16 protein-coding genes are annotated in these 12,672 nt (G+C 67.5%); 5 read left to right on the top strand and 11 right to left on the bottom strand.

All coding sequences use genetic code 11. The features are described 5' to 3' along the window. Positions 1 to 49: 49 nt before the first annotated feature. The 3 genes from ACFOW8_RS11215 to ACFOW8_RS11205 are packed head-to-tail and all read right to left on the bottom strand — an operon-like array spanning position 50 to position 3,390. Positions 50 to 1,003 (bottom strand): alpha/beta hydrolase, encoded by a 954-nt coding sequence (locus ACFOW8_RS11215; RefSeq protein WP_378549659.1) that lies wholly within the window; start codon positions 1,001 to 1,003, stop codon positions 50 to 52. A gap of 18 nt (positions 1,004 to 1,021) precedes the next feature. Further along, positions 1,022 to 1,855, bottom strand: a complete 834-nt coding sequence (locus ACFOW8_RS11210; protein WP_378549656.1) for an SDR family NAD(P)-dependent oxidoreductase — start codon at positions 1,853 to 1,855, stop codon at positions 1,022 to 1,024. Beyond that, positions 1,852 to 3,390, bottom strand: a complete 1,539-nt coding sequence (locus ACFOW8_RS11205) for a flavin-containing monooxygenase (RefSeq protein ID WP_378549653.1) — start codon at positions 3,388 to 3,390, stop codon at positions 1,852 to 1,854. Before ACFOW8_RS11205 ends, ACFOW8_RS11210 begins: the two co-directional genes overlap by 4 nt. Before the next feature lie 76 nt (positions 3,391 to 3,466). Between ACFOW8_RS11205 and ACFOW8_RS11200 the strand changes: the two genes are divergently transcribed. Next, a complete protein-coding gene (locus tag ACFOW8_RS11200; RefSeq protein WP_378549650.1) occupies positions 3,467 to 4,093 on the top strand; it encodes a TetR/AcrR family transcriptional regulator in 627 nt (208 codons plus the stop codon). A gap of 3 nt (positions 4,094 to 4,096) precedes the next feature. Here the strand turns inward: ACFOW8_RS11200 and ACFOW8_RS11195 are convergent, their stop codons facing one another. The 4 genes from ACFOW8_RS11195 to ACFOW8_RS11180 form a co-directional block, all read right to left on the bottom strand. Next, on the bottom strand, positions 4,097 to 4,591 hold the full coding sequence (locus ACFOW8_RS11195; protein WP_378549647.1) for a hypothetical protein: 495 nt from the start codon (positions 4,589 to 4,591) through the stop codon (positions 4,097 to 4,099). Continuing rightward, positions 4,588 to 5,307: a hypothetical protein gene (locus tag ACFOW8_RS11190; RefSeq protein WP_378549644.1), complete on the bottom strand. Its 720-nt coding sequence runs from the start codon at positions 5,305 to 5,307 to the stop codon at positions 4,588 to 4,590. The genes ACFOW8_RS11195 and ACFOW8_RS11190 overlap by 4 nt, the downstream gene beginning before the upstream one ends. Further along, the gene (locus ACFOW8_RS11185) at positions 5,270 to 5,512 is read right to left on the bottom strand and encodes a hypothetical protein (protein ID WP_378549641.1); all 243 of its coding nucleotides are present in this window, start codon (positions 5,510 to 5,512) and stop codon (positions 5,270 to 5,272) included. Before ACFOW8_RS11185 ends, ACFOW8_RS11190 begins: the two co-directional genes overlap by 38 nt. A gap of 149 nt (positions 5,513 to 5,661) precedes the next feature. Then, positions 5,662 to 6,243 (bottom strand): helix-turn-helix domain-containing protein, encoded by a 582-nt coding sequence (locus tag ACFOW8_RS11180; RefSeq protein ID WP_378549639.1) that lies wholly within the window; start codon positions 6,241 to 6,243, stop codon positions 5,662 to 5,664. A gap of 80 nt (positions 6,244 to 6,323) precedes the next feature. Between ACFOW8_RS11180 and ACFOW8_RS11175 the strand changes: the two genes are divergently transcribed. After that, positions 6,324 to 7,397: an NAD(P)/FAD-dependent oxidoreductase gene (locus ACFOW8_RS11175; protein ID WP_378549636.1), complete on the top strand. Its 1,074-nt coding sequence runs from the start codon at positions 6,324 to 6,326 to the stop codon at positions 7,395 to 7,397. Positions 7,398 to 7,530: 133 nt separating this feature from the next. Here ACFOW8_RS11175 and ACFOW8_RS11170 read toward each other — a convergent pair whose 3' ends face one another. Then, positions 7,531 to 8,088 carry a TetR/AcrR family transcriptional regulator gene (locus ACFOW8_RS11170; RefSeq protein WP_378549633.1) on the bottom strand — a complete coding sequence of 186 codons (558 nt, stop codon included), beginning with the start codon at positions 8,086 to 8,088 and terminating at the stop codon, positions 7,531 to 7,533. Between the two features lie 87 nt (positions 8,089 to 8,175). On the opposite strand from ACFOW8_RS11170, the gene ACFOW8_RS11165 reads away from it, so the two are divergent. Next, positions 8,176 to 8,787 (top strand): hypothetical protein, encoded by a 612-nt coding sequence (locus tag ACFOW8_RS11165; protein WP_378549630.1) that lies wholly within the window; start codon positions 8,176 to 8,178, stop codon positions 8,785 to 8,787. Here the strand turns inward: ACFOW8_RS11165 and ACFOW8_RS11160 are convergent, their stop codons facing one another. Together ACFOW8_RS11160 and ACFOW8_RS11155 are read right to left on the bottom strand one after the other, a co-directional pair. Beyond that, a complete protein-coding gene (locus tag ACFOW8_RS11160; RefSeq protein WP_378549627.1) occupies positions 8,788 to 9,159 on the bottom strand; it encodes an ADP-ribosylation/crystallin J1 in 372 nt (123 codons plus the stop codon). Positions 9,160 to 9,260: 101 nt separating this feature from the next. Next, positions 9,261 to 10,106: a helix-turn-helix transcriptional regulator gene (locus ACFOW8_RS11155; protein ID WP_378549624.1), complete on the bottom strand. Its 846-nt coding sequence runs from the start codon at positions 10,104 to 10,106 to the stop codon at positions 9,261 to 9,263. Positions 10,107 to 10,294: 188 nt separating this feature from the next. On the opposite strand from ACFOW8_RS11155, the gene ACFOW8_RS11150 reads away from it, so the two are divergent. Continuing rightward, on the top strand, positions 10,295 to 10,924 hold the full coding sequence (locus ACFOW8_RS11150; RefSeq protein WP_378549621.1) for an SDR family NAD(P)-dependent oxidoreductase: 630 nt from the start codon (positions 10,295 to 10,297) through the stop codon (positions 10,922 to 10,924). Between the two features lie 38 nt (positions 10,925 to 10,962). Beyond that, positions 10,963 to 11,355 carry a hypothetical protein gene (locus tag ACFOW8_RS11145; RefSeq protein WP_378549618.1) on the top strand — a complete coding sequence of 131 codons (393 nt, stop codon included), beginning with the start codon at positions 10,963 to 10,965 and terminating at the stop codon, positions 11,353 to 11,355. Between the two features lie 106 nt (positions 11,356 to 11,461). Here ACFOW8_RS11145 and ACFOW8_RS11140 read toward each other — a convergent pair whose 3' ends face one another. Then, positions 11,462 to 12,616 (bottom strand): hypothetical protein, encoded by a 1,155-nt coding sequence (locus ACFOW8_RS11140; RefSeq protein ID WP_378549615.1) that lies wholly within the window; start codon positions 12,614 to 12,616, stop codon positions 11,462 to 11,464. Positions 12,617 to 12,672 lie beyond the last annotated feature (56 nt).

Raw genomic sequence — 12,672 nt, 5'->3', positions numbered from 1 at the left:
CGTTCGGCCGGGTTGCGATATCGCCGCCCGAATTGGCCCTCACCAGGACTTATCGTAAATCGTCGATCGATACCGGCTGAATCGCTTCTCGCAGGAACTCCGCGAGTTCGCTGAGTGCCAGCGCGGCCTCGGTGACCAGCGCTGCTTGTAGTTGCGCGACATGCCATAATCCGCGCGTTTCGGTGAACCGGACATGCACGCCCGCGCCGCGCAACGCCGCGACGAGCCGGGTGCACTGATCGTGTAACAGTTCGCTCACATCCACCTGGACATAGGTGGGAGGCAGGCCGATCAGTTTCCCGTGCAGCGGGGCGTACCCGGGTTCGGTCGCGGCGGCGTCGCCGAGATATCGGGCGGCGCAGGCCCGCGACCACGCCCGGTTGATCACCAGGTCGCGCGCCTTGTCGGGCGCCTGGGTCGGATCGACCCAGGGCGCGATGAGGCCGAGCGCGGCCGGAGTCATTCCGTGCCGGGAGATGAGCCGCTGGGCCAGTGCCAGTGCCAGCCCGCCACCCGCGGAATCGCCGGCCAGACTGATCTGCTCCGGTCGGTAGCCCACGTTGTGCACCAGGTCGAGGAACGCCGCCTCGGCATCGTCGAGGCCGGCGGGGAACGGGTGTTCGGGAGCCAGCCGGTAGTCCAGCGAGTACACCGCGCAGGAACTCTCCCTGGCCAGCCGGGCCACCAGCGACCGGTGCGTGGTGAGCGAACCGATCACATACCCGCCGCCGTGCAGGTACAGCACCGCGCCCGCGGCGCGCTCCGGCGGAACCGCCCCGGTCCGCGACCCGGGGATGGCTGTCTCGGCCATGATCCGCTCGGCCGGGCGGCCGCCCAGCTGCAGGTGCTGCACGATCGAACCGTCGGGCAGCAGCTGCGCCAGGGAGGCCACGTCCAGCAGCGTGCGTTGTACCGTCACCGGCATCCGCGCGTGCAACGCGACCCGGAACAGCGGGTCGAGCAGCGCGCGGGCGATCGGCAGCGGAATCGTGAACTCGCGCATGGGGTTACCCGCGTCGGCTCAGTGCGGCATGAACCGGCCGTTGACCACGGCCGAGATCCGGTTGTAGCCCGAGGCCAGGAAACGCACGCTCACGTCGAGCATCTTGGCCTCCCAGCCGATGAGCACCCGCGAATGCCCCTTGCGCACACCCTCGGTGATGGTCTGGGCAGCCATCTCCGGGCTGTGGATCGCCAGGTACTTGTCGAACAGCGAGGCGGTGTTGGCGCCGTCGATGCCGGCGGCGTAGGTGGCGTTGCGGGCCACCGCGGTCTTGATGCCGCCGGGGTGCACGCAGGTCACCTTGACCGGCGTCTTCGAGATCTTCATCTCCTGGTACAGCGCCTCGGTGAAGCCGCGCACCGCGAACTTGGCCGAGTTGTAGGCCGCCTGGCCGGGCACGGTGACCAGACCGAACAGGCTCGACACATTCACCACGTGTCCGTCGCCGGACTCGATCAGCATCGGCAGGAACGCCTTGGTGCCGTTGACGACACCCCAGAAATCGACATCCATGATGCGTTCGATGTCTTTGAAGTCGGTCTTCACCACGTCGCCGTGGTAGGCGATGCCCGCGTTGTTGTAGACCTGGTGCACCACACCGAAGTGCGCCTTCACCGAGTCGGCGTAGAGCAGGAAGGCCTCGCGCTCGGCCACATTGAGCCGGTCGGACTTGACCTGCGCGCCGAGCCCCTCGACGATGCGCACGGTCTCGGCCAGGCCCTCGGCGTCGATATCGGACAGCGCCAGCTTGGCGCCGCGCCGGGCCAGGTTCTCGGCCAGCGCGCGCCCGATGCCGGAGCCGGCGCCGGTGATCACGCAGACCTTGTTCGTGAAGTAAGCGTCCTTGCTCACTGTGCAGCCACCGCTTTCAGTTTGGTGTCGGAGTCGGTCGTGGTAGTCGTGTTGTAGGCCGCGACGTCGAAATTCTTGGTCAGCCTACGGAATTGGAAGGTGAAGTCGGGCCACAGCGTGGTGTTGTTGCCGTGCTTGTCCAGATACCAGCTGGCGCAGCCGCCGTTCATCCAGACACTGTCGGCCATCTTGTCCTGCAGTTCGGCGTTGTATACGCGCACCGCTTCGGGGCTGACCTCGACAGTCTTCAGCTTCTTCTTGTCGATGGTGGCCAGCGCGTCGGCGACGTAGTTGATCTGCGATTCGATCATGTACACCATCGAGGTGTGGCCGAGGCCCACGTTCGGGCCGAGCAGGAAGAACATGTTCGGGAAGTTCTCGATGGCCGAGCCCTTGTAGCCGCGCTGGCCGACCTCGTCGAACTGCTCGGACAGCGTCTGCCCGGTGCGCCCGGTGATGGTCTCGAACGCCGGGGAGTCGGTGACGTGGAAGCCGGTGGCCACGATCAGCGCGTCGATCTCACGCTCGGTGCCGTCCTTGGTGACGATCGAGCCCGCCTTCACCTCGGCGATCCCGTCGGTGACCACTTCGACATTGTCGCGGTCGATCGCCGGGTAGTACTCGTTGGAGATCAGCATGCGCTTGCAGCCGATGCGGTAGTTCGGGGTCACCTTGGCGCGCTTGACCGGGTCGCGAACCTCGGCCAGCAGCTTGGCGCGCGAGATGGTCTCGAAGATCTTCATCAGCGCCGGGTACTTGGCCAGGCCGACGACCTGGGTCTCGCGGGCCGCGTAGATCGCGGCGCGGGACAGTCGCTGCACGCCCGGAATGTACTTGAACGCCAGGCGCTCGGGCAGGAAGTACGGGCGATCCATGCGCGGCAGCAGCCACGGCGCGGTGCGCTGGTACAGGTCGAGGTGGGCGACCTTGCCCGCGATGGCGGGCACGATCTGAATGGCCGAGGCGCCGGTGCCGATCACCGCGACCCGCTTGCCCGCGAGCTCCACATCGTGGTCCCAGCGGGCCGAGTGGAAGATCTCGCCTTCGAAATCGTTGATGCCCTTGATATCGGGCAGCGAGGGTTCACACAGCGCGCCGACCGCGGAGACCACGGTCTCGGCGGTGAAATCACCCTTGCTGGTGGTGATGTCCCAGCGGGCGGTCTCGGCGTTCCAGCGCATGCTCAGCACATCGCAGTCGAACAGGTGCTTGTCGAGCACATTGTTCTGTTCGGCGACCTTGCGGATGTAGGCCTGGATCTCGCCCTGCTTGGAGAACGAGCGCGACCAGTCCGGGTTCAGCGCGAACGAGTAGGAGTACAGGTGCGACGGCACGTCGCAGGCGGCGCCGGGGTAGGTGTTGTCCCGCCAGGTGCCGCCGACATCGCTGCCGCGCTCGAGCACGAGGAAGTCCTCGCGCCCCTGCTGCCGCAGCCGGATGGCCATGCCCAGGCCCGCGAACCCGCTGCCGACGATGATCGTCTGCACGTGGCGGGGGCGGTTGTCGACGACTTTGTCTGTAACCTTGCGACTCATGTAATGCAGACTACGTTCTTATTGAGCCGGAGTCAACAGCTATTGAGCGGCGTTCAGTAGTGGCTAGGATGGCGGTGTGAGTATCAGGAGTGCTGGAGAGACCAAGCGGGTGCGGCTCAGTCCCGAGGAGCGCAGGCTGCAGCTGATCACCCTCGGTGCCGAGATGCTGGCCGAACGCTCGCTCGAGGACATCTCGGTCGACGACATCGCCAAGCAGGCGGGCATCTCGCGCGGCCTGCTGTTCCACTACTTCGCCTCCAAGCAGGAGTTCCACGAGGCCATCGCCAGGCATGTGAGCGCGGAGTTCTTCGCCGCGGTCACCCCCAACCGCGAGCTGTCGCTGTTCGACATGCTGCGCGACTCCATCGAACGCTTCGTCGACTACGCCACCGAACACTCCGCGTCCTACCGCTCGGTCCTGCGCGGCCCCGCCAGCGTCGCCCCCGACTTGGCCAACTATGTCAACGAAACCCGTGCCGCCATCGCCGATCTCATTGTCGGCGAGCTCCCCCTCCCACCCGAGGACCCCGATCTGGCCCGCCTCACCCTCGCCATCCGCGGCTGGATCGCCTTCGTCGAGGAGACCATCCTCACCTGGATGAACGAAAAGCCCATCACCCGTGAGCAATTGGTGGACCTGCTGGTGGAATCGCTGCCCGCCCTCGCGCTCAGCCCTGCGCTGGTCGCGGCCTTGCAGGGCTGAGTTCTATTGCCCGCGGAACTCGATGTGCACGATCCGGAGTTCGGGGGTGCGCTCATCGACGAGCACATCGCGGATCATGGAGTCGCCCTCCGTTGAGACAAACAGATCCTGGGCCTTTTGTACGTTCGGTGACGTTTCCAGCGGTGGTCCGGCAATAACCTGTTCGTACTCGGGTTGAATCGAATACCACTTTCTGAATTGCGCGGTGTACTTCGACTGCTCCAGCATGTGGGTCAAGCCGTTCGGTGAGGTCTCGACGACCATGTTGTATTTGACGTCGTCGAGGTGTTCGCGGCGGACAAGCAGCACCTTCCCATCTGTGGGCAAGGACCAGTCGCCGAATTCGATGGCTTCTTGGATGAGCTCGGGACTGTCCGAAGACACGGGAGGTTCATGGTGAACGGTGATTCCCGAACATCCGGCTAAGGCTAGCCCGATCACGGTGAGGGCAAAGAAGTGTCGGATGCGCTTTCGCATGCGGGACGTGCCTTCCGTCACCGGCCCGGATCCGTCCGTGAGCCGCTGCGCCCTGGATCGGGCGCGGGCAGGTCGAGTGGGCCTACGTCAGGCAGAACACCCTCGAACTGCTGTGTACCAGAGGTGCCGTACTGATTGAACTCTCGCGCCAACCCTGCTGTGTGCAACGCCCCCAACCGCTCGTCGGATATGTCGATGCCCAAGATGGTGACACCCTTTCCGCCATCCCAGTTGTAGCGATCGAATAGGTGAATCTGGTAGCTCATCGAGATTCGGGGACGGCTTCCTGACTCAGCCAGGGTTGTCGTCACCACTCCGGTTGCGGAGACTTCCACCCCACCCATTGCGAGAAACCAGTCCTGGCTCGCTTCCTGGCCGACATAGTAGTCCAACCATTCTGAGGTGAAGGCGACCGCCTTGTCGTAGTTGGCTGGGTTGTTGGCCACAGCAGTCACTGCTTCGGTGACGACATAGTCGGCCCACTTCTTGAGCCCAGGAACGTCGTTCATCGCCTCGTCCGGGCTGATAGTGAAGTCGTCGCCCGAATTGGAGAGGTAGTGGCGCATGCCTGACGCCGCGTGAGTCAAACCCGCAGCGTCCGCAACAACCTGCGCCCGCAGCGCGACGGTGAAGAACGCGAGATCGTCAGCTCGGCTGTATATCGGCTGTGAGCCGTGTCCGCCTGCGCCGGCGTCCGTCTCAGGTGGCGTGGGCATCGGTGGGATCTGTGGTGCCATGGGAGTCCTTTTGCAGCGCCGACGTGTGGGCGCTGCGAAACTTCTCCAGTGACGCCGCGAGGTTCCCGAGCAGGCCCGACGTGCCGGTCGGCAAGGTCAGCGCGGTGTTGAATCGGGTGGCGTTCGACGATACGTTCGCCGCGATGTCCTGGAGATCGAGCTTGAATCCGGCGAGCCGGGATGTGTCGACCGCGACGTTGTTCACAGTGCCTCCGTGGCTGGTCGGCCGACGTGGCGGTGCGGTTGCGTTCCGAGCGCAGGCCTGTGGAGGCAGGATTGAATAATGTTGTATCGCAACGACACTAGCCCGCCCCCATGGATCTTCTCCGGCGATCCTAGCTCGAGATCATGAGATCAGTCCGATGACTTCGGGCGGGCGCGGAAGTGGGCTCGCTCGCCCTGTTTGCCGAAGAGGCTGAGGAATTCGACGGGGTGGTCGTCGGCGGTGCCGAACCAGTGGGGGATGTGGGTGTCGAATTCGGCGGCTTCGCCGGGGGTGAGGACGATGTCGTGGTCGCCGAGGATCAGGCGGAGGCGGCCGTTGAGGACATAGAGCCACTCGTAGCCCTCGTGCACCTTCGGTTCCGGGGTGGCGCGGGCGTTGGGGGCGATGACCATCTTGAAGGCCTGGATGCCGCCCGCGCGTTTGGTCAGCGGGAGCATGGTGACGCCGAAGCGGATGATCGGGCGCAGGTGGATGCGGGGATCGCCGGTTTCCGGCGCGTCGACGAGTTCGTCGAGCGTCACGCCGTGTGCTTTGGCCAAGGGGAGGAGTAGTTCCAGGGTGGGTTTGCGGTCGCCGGACTCAAGGCGTGACAGGGTGCTCACCGAGATGCCGGTCTCGGACGCGAGGTCGGCGAGGGTGGTCTGGCGCTGTTTGCGCAGGCCGCGCAGCCGGGGGCCGACCGCGTCGAGTGCTTGTTCGAGGTCGTCCATGACACTTATTTTGCCATATCGGCAATCATAGTTGCCAATATCGCGTGGAGGGCGCAGGGTGGAACCCGAAGGAGGACGAGATGACGGACTTGAACGAAACCTATGACGTGGTGGTGCTCGGCGGTGGTGCGGCCGGGCTGAACGGCGCGCTGATGCTCGCCCGCTCGCGCCGCTCGGTCGCCGTGATCGACGCCGGGTCGCCCCGCAACGCACCCGCCGACGGGGTGCACGGCCTGCTGGCCCGCGAAGGGATGCCGCCACTGGAACTCCTCGAGCGCGGCCGCGCGGAAGTGCGCGCCTACGGCGGGCACGTGGTGCCGGGGACGGTCGTCACGGTCGAACGCATCGGCTCGACGGAGCGGGGCGAATCCGATGCCGGCGGCGCGGGTGCCGATCGGGTCACCGTGCCGCAGGGTGGGGACAACCGTCCGGTGGCGGACGGCCCGGCGACCTCGGACGCGCCTGCGCCCGAGTTCCGGGTGACCCTGGCCGACGGCCGCGAGGTGACCGCGCGCCGGATCCTCGTCACCACCGGCCTCGCCGACGAACTCCCCGAGATCCCCGGCCTGCGGGAGCAGTGGGGCCACGGCGTGCTGCACTGCCCGTACTGCCACGGCTGGGAGGTGCGTGACCAGCGCATCGGGATCCTGGCGAGCGGCCCGATGTCGGTGCACCAGGCGCTGCTGTTCAGCCAGTTGAGCGACGACGTCGTGTTCCTGGTCCACACCGCGCCCGCGCTGTCGCCCGAGGACGCGGAAAAGCTGGTGGCGCGCGGGATCTCGATCATCGAGGGCGAAGTGACCGAGGTGTTGTCCGATACGAACACGCTCGCCGGTGTCGCCCTCGCCGACGGCTCCTCGGTCGCCATCGACGCGCTCGTGGTCGCCCCGAGGATGAACACCCGCGCCACCTTCCTCGGCGACCTCGGGCTCACCCCCGAACCGCATCCCTCCGGCATGGGTGAGCACATCCCCGCTGACCCGGTGGGCCGCACGAGCGTGCCCGGCGTCTGGATCGCGGGCAATGCCACCGACCCGTCGGCCCAGGTCGGCGCCGCCGCCGCGGCCGGAGCCATGGCCGGGGCGCAGATCAACGCCGAACTGGTCATGGTCGACACCGAGCGCGCGGTCGCGGCGGCTCGAGTGGGCGTGTGATCCAGGTTCCGCGCTCTCCGGCGGTTCATGATTCTGGACATTCGATCACCAGGCAATGGGGCAGAATCGTACTCGGCGATTGCTTGCCTTAGAGCCTGGTGATCGAACGTCCAGGTGGGTGTGAACGGCTGAATCATGGTGTGGCTCGGTGTGATCGGTCGTCGATCGCGGCGGTGAGCAGGGCTATGGCGCGGTCGGCGGACAGCTGGCCGAGGGTGACGTGCAGGGCGAGGCCGTCGAGCAGGGCCAGCAGGGTATCGGCGGCAGCCGTCGGGTCGGGGCTCTTTGGGAGCATGGTCGCGATGTGGTCGCGGAAGGCGAGGCCGTTGGCGGCGATGGTCTCGGCGACTCGGGGGCGCACCGAAGCGAAGGCCAGGTAGCCGATCAGGGTGCGGGAGTCGGCGGTCGACTCGGCGTCGGTGGGCAGCAGGGCGCTGAGGACGGTGGGGAGGTCGGGGTCGGGACCCGCGGCGGCGATGCGGGCTTCGATCCGGCTCGCGATAGCGCCGACGGCGAACTCCATCATCGCGTCCTTGGTGGGGAAATAGTGCTGCACCTGGCCCGCGGACACCCCGGCTTCGGCGGCGACGTGACGCAGGCTGATGGCCTCCAGTCCGTCGCGGGCGAGCAGTCGCATCACCGCGTCGCTGATCGCCGTCCGGCGAGCACTGTGGTCGACCCTTTTCGGCATGCGTCCGATCCTTTCACAATGCAGTCGTATTGCCACGGCGACCTCGCGGCCTTTACAATGCAGTCGTATTGCAAAGGAGGACCGGATATGCGCCCCATCCTGCGGCTCGCCCGCCGATTCGTCCGCTGGGAAATCGACATCTGGGCGAGTCTCGGCCGCGCCGTCACCCGTCGACCCGATACCGCGGGCGGCACCCCCCTCCGCTACGCGGGCGCGATGTCGGCGGTGCTCTGGGCATTCGTCGTGGTCAGCGCGGTGGAGATCCCCGCGGTGCACCTGCTCATCCCGTGGACGCCGGTCCGGCTGGCCGCGCTGGCGCTCGGCATCTGGGGAGTGCTGTGGATGCTCGGCTTGCTCGCCGCCCACCACATGTACCCGCACGTACTGACGGCCGACCGGCTTCGCGTGCGCTATCTGCGCCGCACCGAACTCGACCTTCCGCTGGCGCAGATCCGCACCGCCCGTCCGGTTCTCCGGGCCCACGACGGCGTGCGGCCCGCACAGCTCGTCGACGACGGCACCCTCGTCGTACCCGTCGGCGACTCGACCAACGTCCGCATAGATCTGATCGAACCACGGGCATTCGCCACACCTACGGGCGAACACACCACCCGCGTCGTCGCCTTCTGGGCCGACGACCCCCGCGCCGCCGTCGCGCTCATCGAGGCCGCGGTAGGCGAGCACACCAGCTCCCGCTGATCAGGGCAGCGGCGCATCCCAGGGAAACCGGCGCACCACCGTGATCGGACCGACGACATTGCGGTTGAACTCGTCGAGATCCTCTGCGGGAATCCAGTATTCGAGAATGTCGCGCCCGCCGACCTGCCGCACCTGGTACCCGTCGAGAAAGTCGGCGCGCACCTCGAACCGGGTGACGTACCCGGCGCCGGAGGCGGGCACATTCCAGTCGCGGGCGATCAGCACGGCGTACTCCTCGCTGAGCACCGGGTAGAAGATCGGCTGATCCGGCAGCCGCGGCGGCCATGCCCGCCACCCGGATTCGGCCACCAGTGCCAGCTCCTCCGGGCCGGTGAGGCGCCAGAGAGTGGTGGTGGGTCGTGCGGTCGTCATGGGTCCTCCCTCAGGTGAAGCAGGCACCCTATCCCGGCGGCGGACCCTTGAGCCATCGAATTCGACCCGACGCATTTCGTGGGTGAAACGGCGCGGATCGGCTACCTGGCGTCGAAGGACTCCAGGCCGGTTACCCGGAGGAGTTCGAGGGCGGTGGCGGTGGGGGTGTTCGGGGGAGCGGAGTAGATGATGACGGTGTGGTCGGTGGCGGGGACGTGCATGGCGTCGCAGTCCAGGGTGAGAGTGCCAAGGGTGGGGTGCGCGATGGTCTTGGTGAGGCTGTGCATGGTGCTCGAGCGGCCCGCTTGCCAGTGGGTCTCGAATTCGGTGCTGCCGGTGCGGAGTTCGGTGAGCAGGCGGATCAGGTCGCGGTCGTCGGGGTAGGTGGCCTTGACCGCGCGCAGGCAGCCGACGCACGCCGCGGCATTGCGCTCGGCCTCCTCCGGGGTCATGACCATCCGGCCCATACCGGTGCCGAGGAACCGCTGCCACATGATGTTTCGCCGAGCGGGTGGGAGCGCGGAGAAGTCTCCGAGTAGCGCGGCGGCCATCGGATTCCACGCCAGCACATCAGATTTGGCGGACAGCACCAGCACCGGCAGATCCGCCAACCGGTCCAGCAGTCGCAGTACGCTCGGCCGGACCACCATCGGAATCCGGCCCGCCTGCGGTGGCTCGGATCCGGCCAGCCGGTAGACGAGATCGCGATCCACCTCGGTGAGTCGCAGCGCTCTGGTGAGTGCGCCGAGCACCTGCTCGGACGGCTTCGGCCCGCGCCCCTGCTCCAGCCGCACGATGTAGCCGACGCTCACCCCGGCCAGAGCGGCCACCTCTTCGCGCCGTAGTCCCGGCACCTGCCTGCGCGATCCGGTCGGCAAGCCGACGTCGGCGGGGGTGATACGGGAGCGCGCGGTGCGCAATACCGTCGCCAGTTCCGCTCTGTCCACGCCTTCCATGGTGCCGCAGGCCCAGCGGCTCGGGGTGGTATCGCCGGTCCTAGGCCACCGTGGCACTGGAGATGGGCGATCCGCGACGCGAAGCTGGAGTGATGACGACAACGATTGCCCTGGTCACCGGGGCCAACAAGGGTCTCGGCCGGGAAACGGTTCGGAGACTGGCCGAAGCGGGATAGCGGGTGTTCCTCGCGGCCCGCGACCGGACCCGCGGCGAAGCGGCGGTGGCCGAGTTCGCCGCGGCAGGACTCGACGTCGAATTCCTCGGCCTTGACGTCACCGACGATGCGTCGGTAGCCGCGGCCGCGGACGCGGTGAAATCCGTCGCGGGCAGACTGGACGTATTGATCAACAATGCGGGCATCCTGGGTCCGCATGCCGCAACCTCCGAGACCTGCCCGGACGACCTGCGGAAACTGTTCGAGACCAACGTATTCGGCCCGATCCGGGTGACTCGCGCCTTCCTGCCGCTGCTTCGTCGCGCCGAACAGCCACGCATCGTGATGGTCTCCAGCGGCATGGGTTCGATCGCCACCATCACCGACCCGATATGGGCCGAGCAGCTGCCGCCGGTCCTCGGCTATCCGACCACGAAGGCGGCGCTGAACATGCTGACCGTGATGTATGCGAGGGAACTGCGCGGGATGCAGGTCAACGCGATCGATCCCGGCTACACCGCCACCGACCTGAACGGGCACAGTGGTTTCCAGGCCGTGACCGAGGGCACCGACGCCGTCGTCGCCATGGCGACAACGGGGCCGGACGGCCCGACCGGCACGTTCGCCGACCGGAACGGCACCGCACCGTGGTGAGGGCGATCGCCGCCCAGCTCATGACTACGGAGGACGCAGTGGCACAACAGTATTCGGACACCGTGCTGTCGATCGGCCTACACCCCGGCGCCGTCGACTACCGCCGCTACCCGCAGCTCGACGAAGCCACCCTCACCGCACGCATCACGGCCGGTGAAGCCGCGTTGCGCGAGGCCGGCTTCGACATCGTCACCTGCCAGGTTCCGGCCGACCCCGATGCCGCCGAGGTTGTGCTGCGCGATTGCGTGGCCGGCCGGGAGTTCGGAGTCGCGATGATCGGCGCAGGCGTGCGGATGGCGCCGGAGCACACCCTGTTGTTCGAGCGGCTGATCAATGTCGCGACCGCGCTGGCGCCCGGAATCCGGTTCTGCTTCAACACTTCTCCGGAAACCACGATCGACGCGCTGCGGCGGTGGGTGCGGCCGAGCTGAACATGACAGTCCGGCTCGGGGTGGTGGCCCAGCCGGACGGGCAGATCGCCGTGGCCCACCTGGGCCCGACCACTGTCGCGTGCGGGCGGCCCGTGCCGGAGACGACCTACTTGTGGCCACCCCCGTGGTCGTGGTCGCACGTGTCGGTGCGGCGGCCGTCGGTCGCGGCCTGGCCTGCGCCGTGTCCTTCGAGTGCCGCGAACGGGCCGCACTGGTGCGGGGCGATCCACACGTGCACCATCGGGTTGCCGGATCCGGGGTTGATCGAGTTGGGTGGGCAGTTGCCTGCGGCGTCGGTGACGCCGGCGACCTGGGGTCCGTTGTCGCCCGCGCGCCAGCACAGGTTGTCGTGGACGTGCCACTGCATCAGCGGGCCCGCGTAGTCGGTGAGCTCGGGGTCGTCGATCGTCTTGCCCTTGGCGATGTACATGGCCGAGACGAGGGTGCGGTCGGTGCCGTCGACGCGGTAGACCAGCGATTCCGGGCGGGTGGGGTCGAGGAAACCGTCGTCGCGGATGTAGCTGGTATTGATGTAGTGCTCGTAGCCGGTCACCGAGTCGCCGATCGAACGGTAGCCGAGTGCGGCCACCGTGGTGACGTCGGCGAAGGCGGGCAGCTTGTCGAGGGTGTCGCGGATCAGGGCGCTCGCGCGCTGTTCCTGCTCGGCGGTCACGCCGGGTACGCCGGAGACATCGATCGGCGCGCTGGGGTCGAACGGGCGCGGCCACGCGTCACCGAGGTCGGTGTGGTCCTCACCCGCGGCGTGGGCGTGGTCGTCGCCGGCCGCGTGGTCGCCGCCGTGGCTGTGGACGTGGCCGACGCCGTTGAGCATCGCCGCCAGCGCGAGCACACCTACCGCCGAGGCCGCGACCCCGGACCGCAGCGGTGGCAGGGTCGCGGTCGGGCGCAGCAGCGCGACGGCTGCTGCGGCGACGGCCAGCGCTCCGAGCGCGGCGCACACCGTGTCGGCCACCCCCGGCGCTTCCGCGGTGAGACCGGTGATCCACGGGATATCCGCGAACCGGGTGTACGCCCAGATCGCCACCGCCGCCGCGTTGACGGCGACCATCGCCGACACGACCGGCCTGCGCTCGCTCAGCAGTACCGCGAGGCCGATGGCGCATTGGACGGCGGCGAGCACGACCATGAGCCGCGCCAGTGTGGTGTGTTCGTCGTGCAGGCCCGCGGCCAGGAAGTGCACCGCACCCGCACCGACCGACGCGATCCCGCCGAGCAGCAGAAATCCGTTACGTCCGCTCATCTGTCGTCACTCCCATCCGATGGTTCGCGCTGGACGGTACCCGGGTTCTGTGAGGG

Source organism: Nocardia rhizosphaerae (assembly GCF_042650365.1).
Lineage (GTDB): Bacteria > Actinomycetota > Actinomycetes > Mycobacteriales > Mycobacteriaceae > Nocardia > Nocardia rhizosphaerae.
Note: the sequence above shows the minus strand (reverse complement) of the source record. Positions and strands in the feature narration are given on the sequence as shown.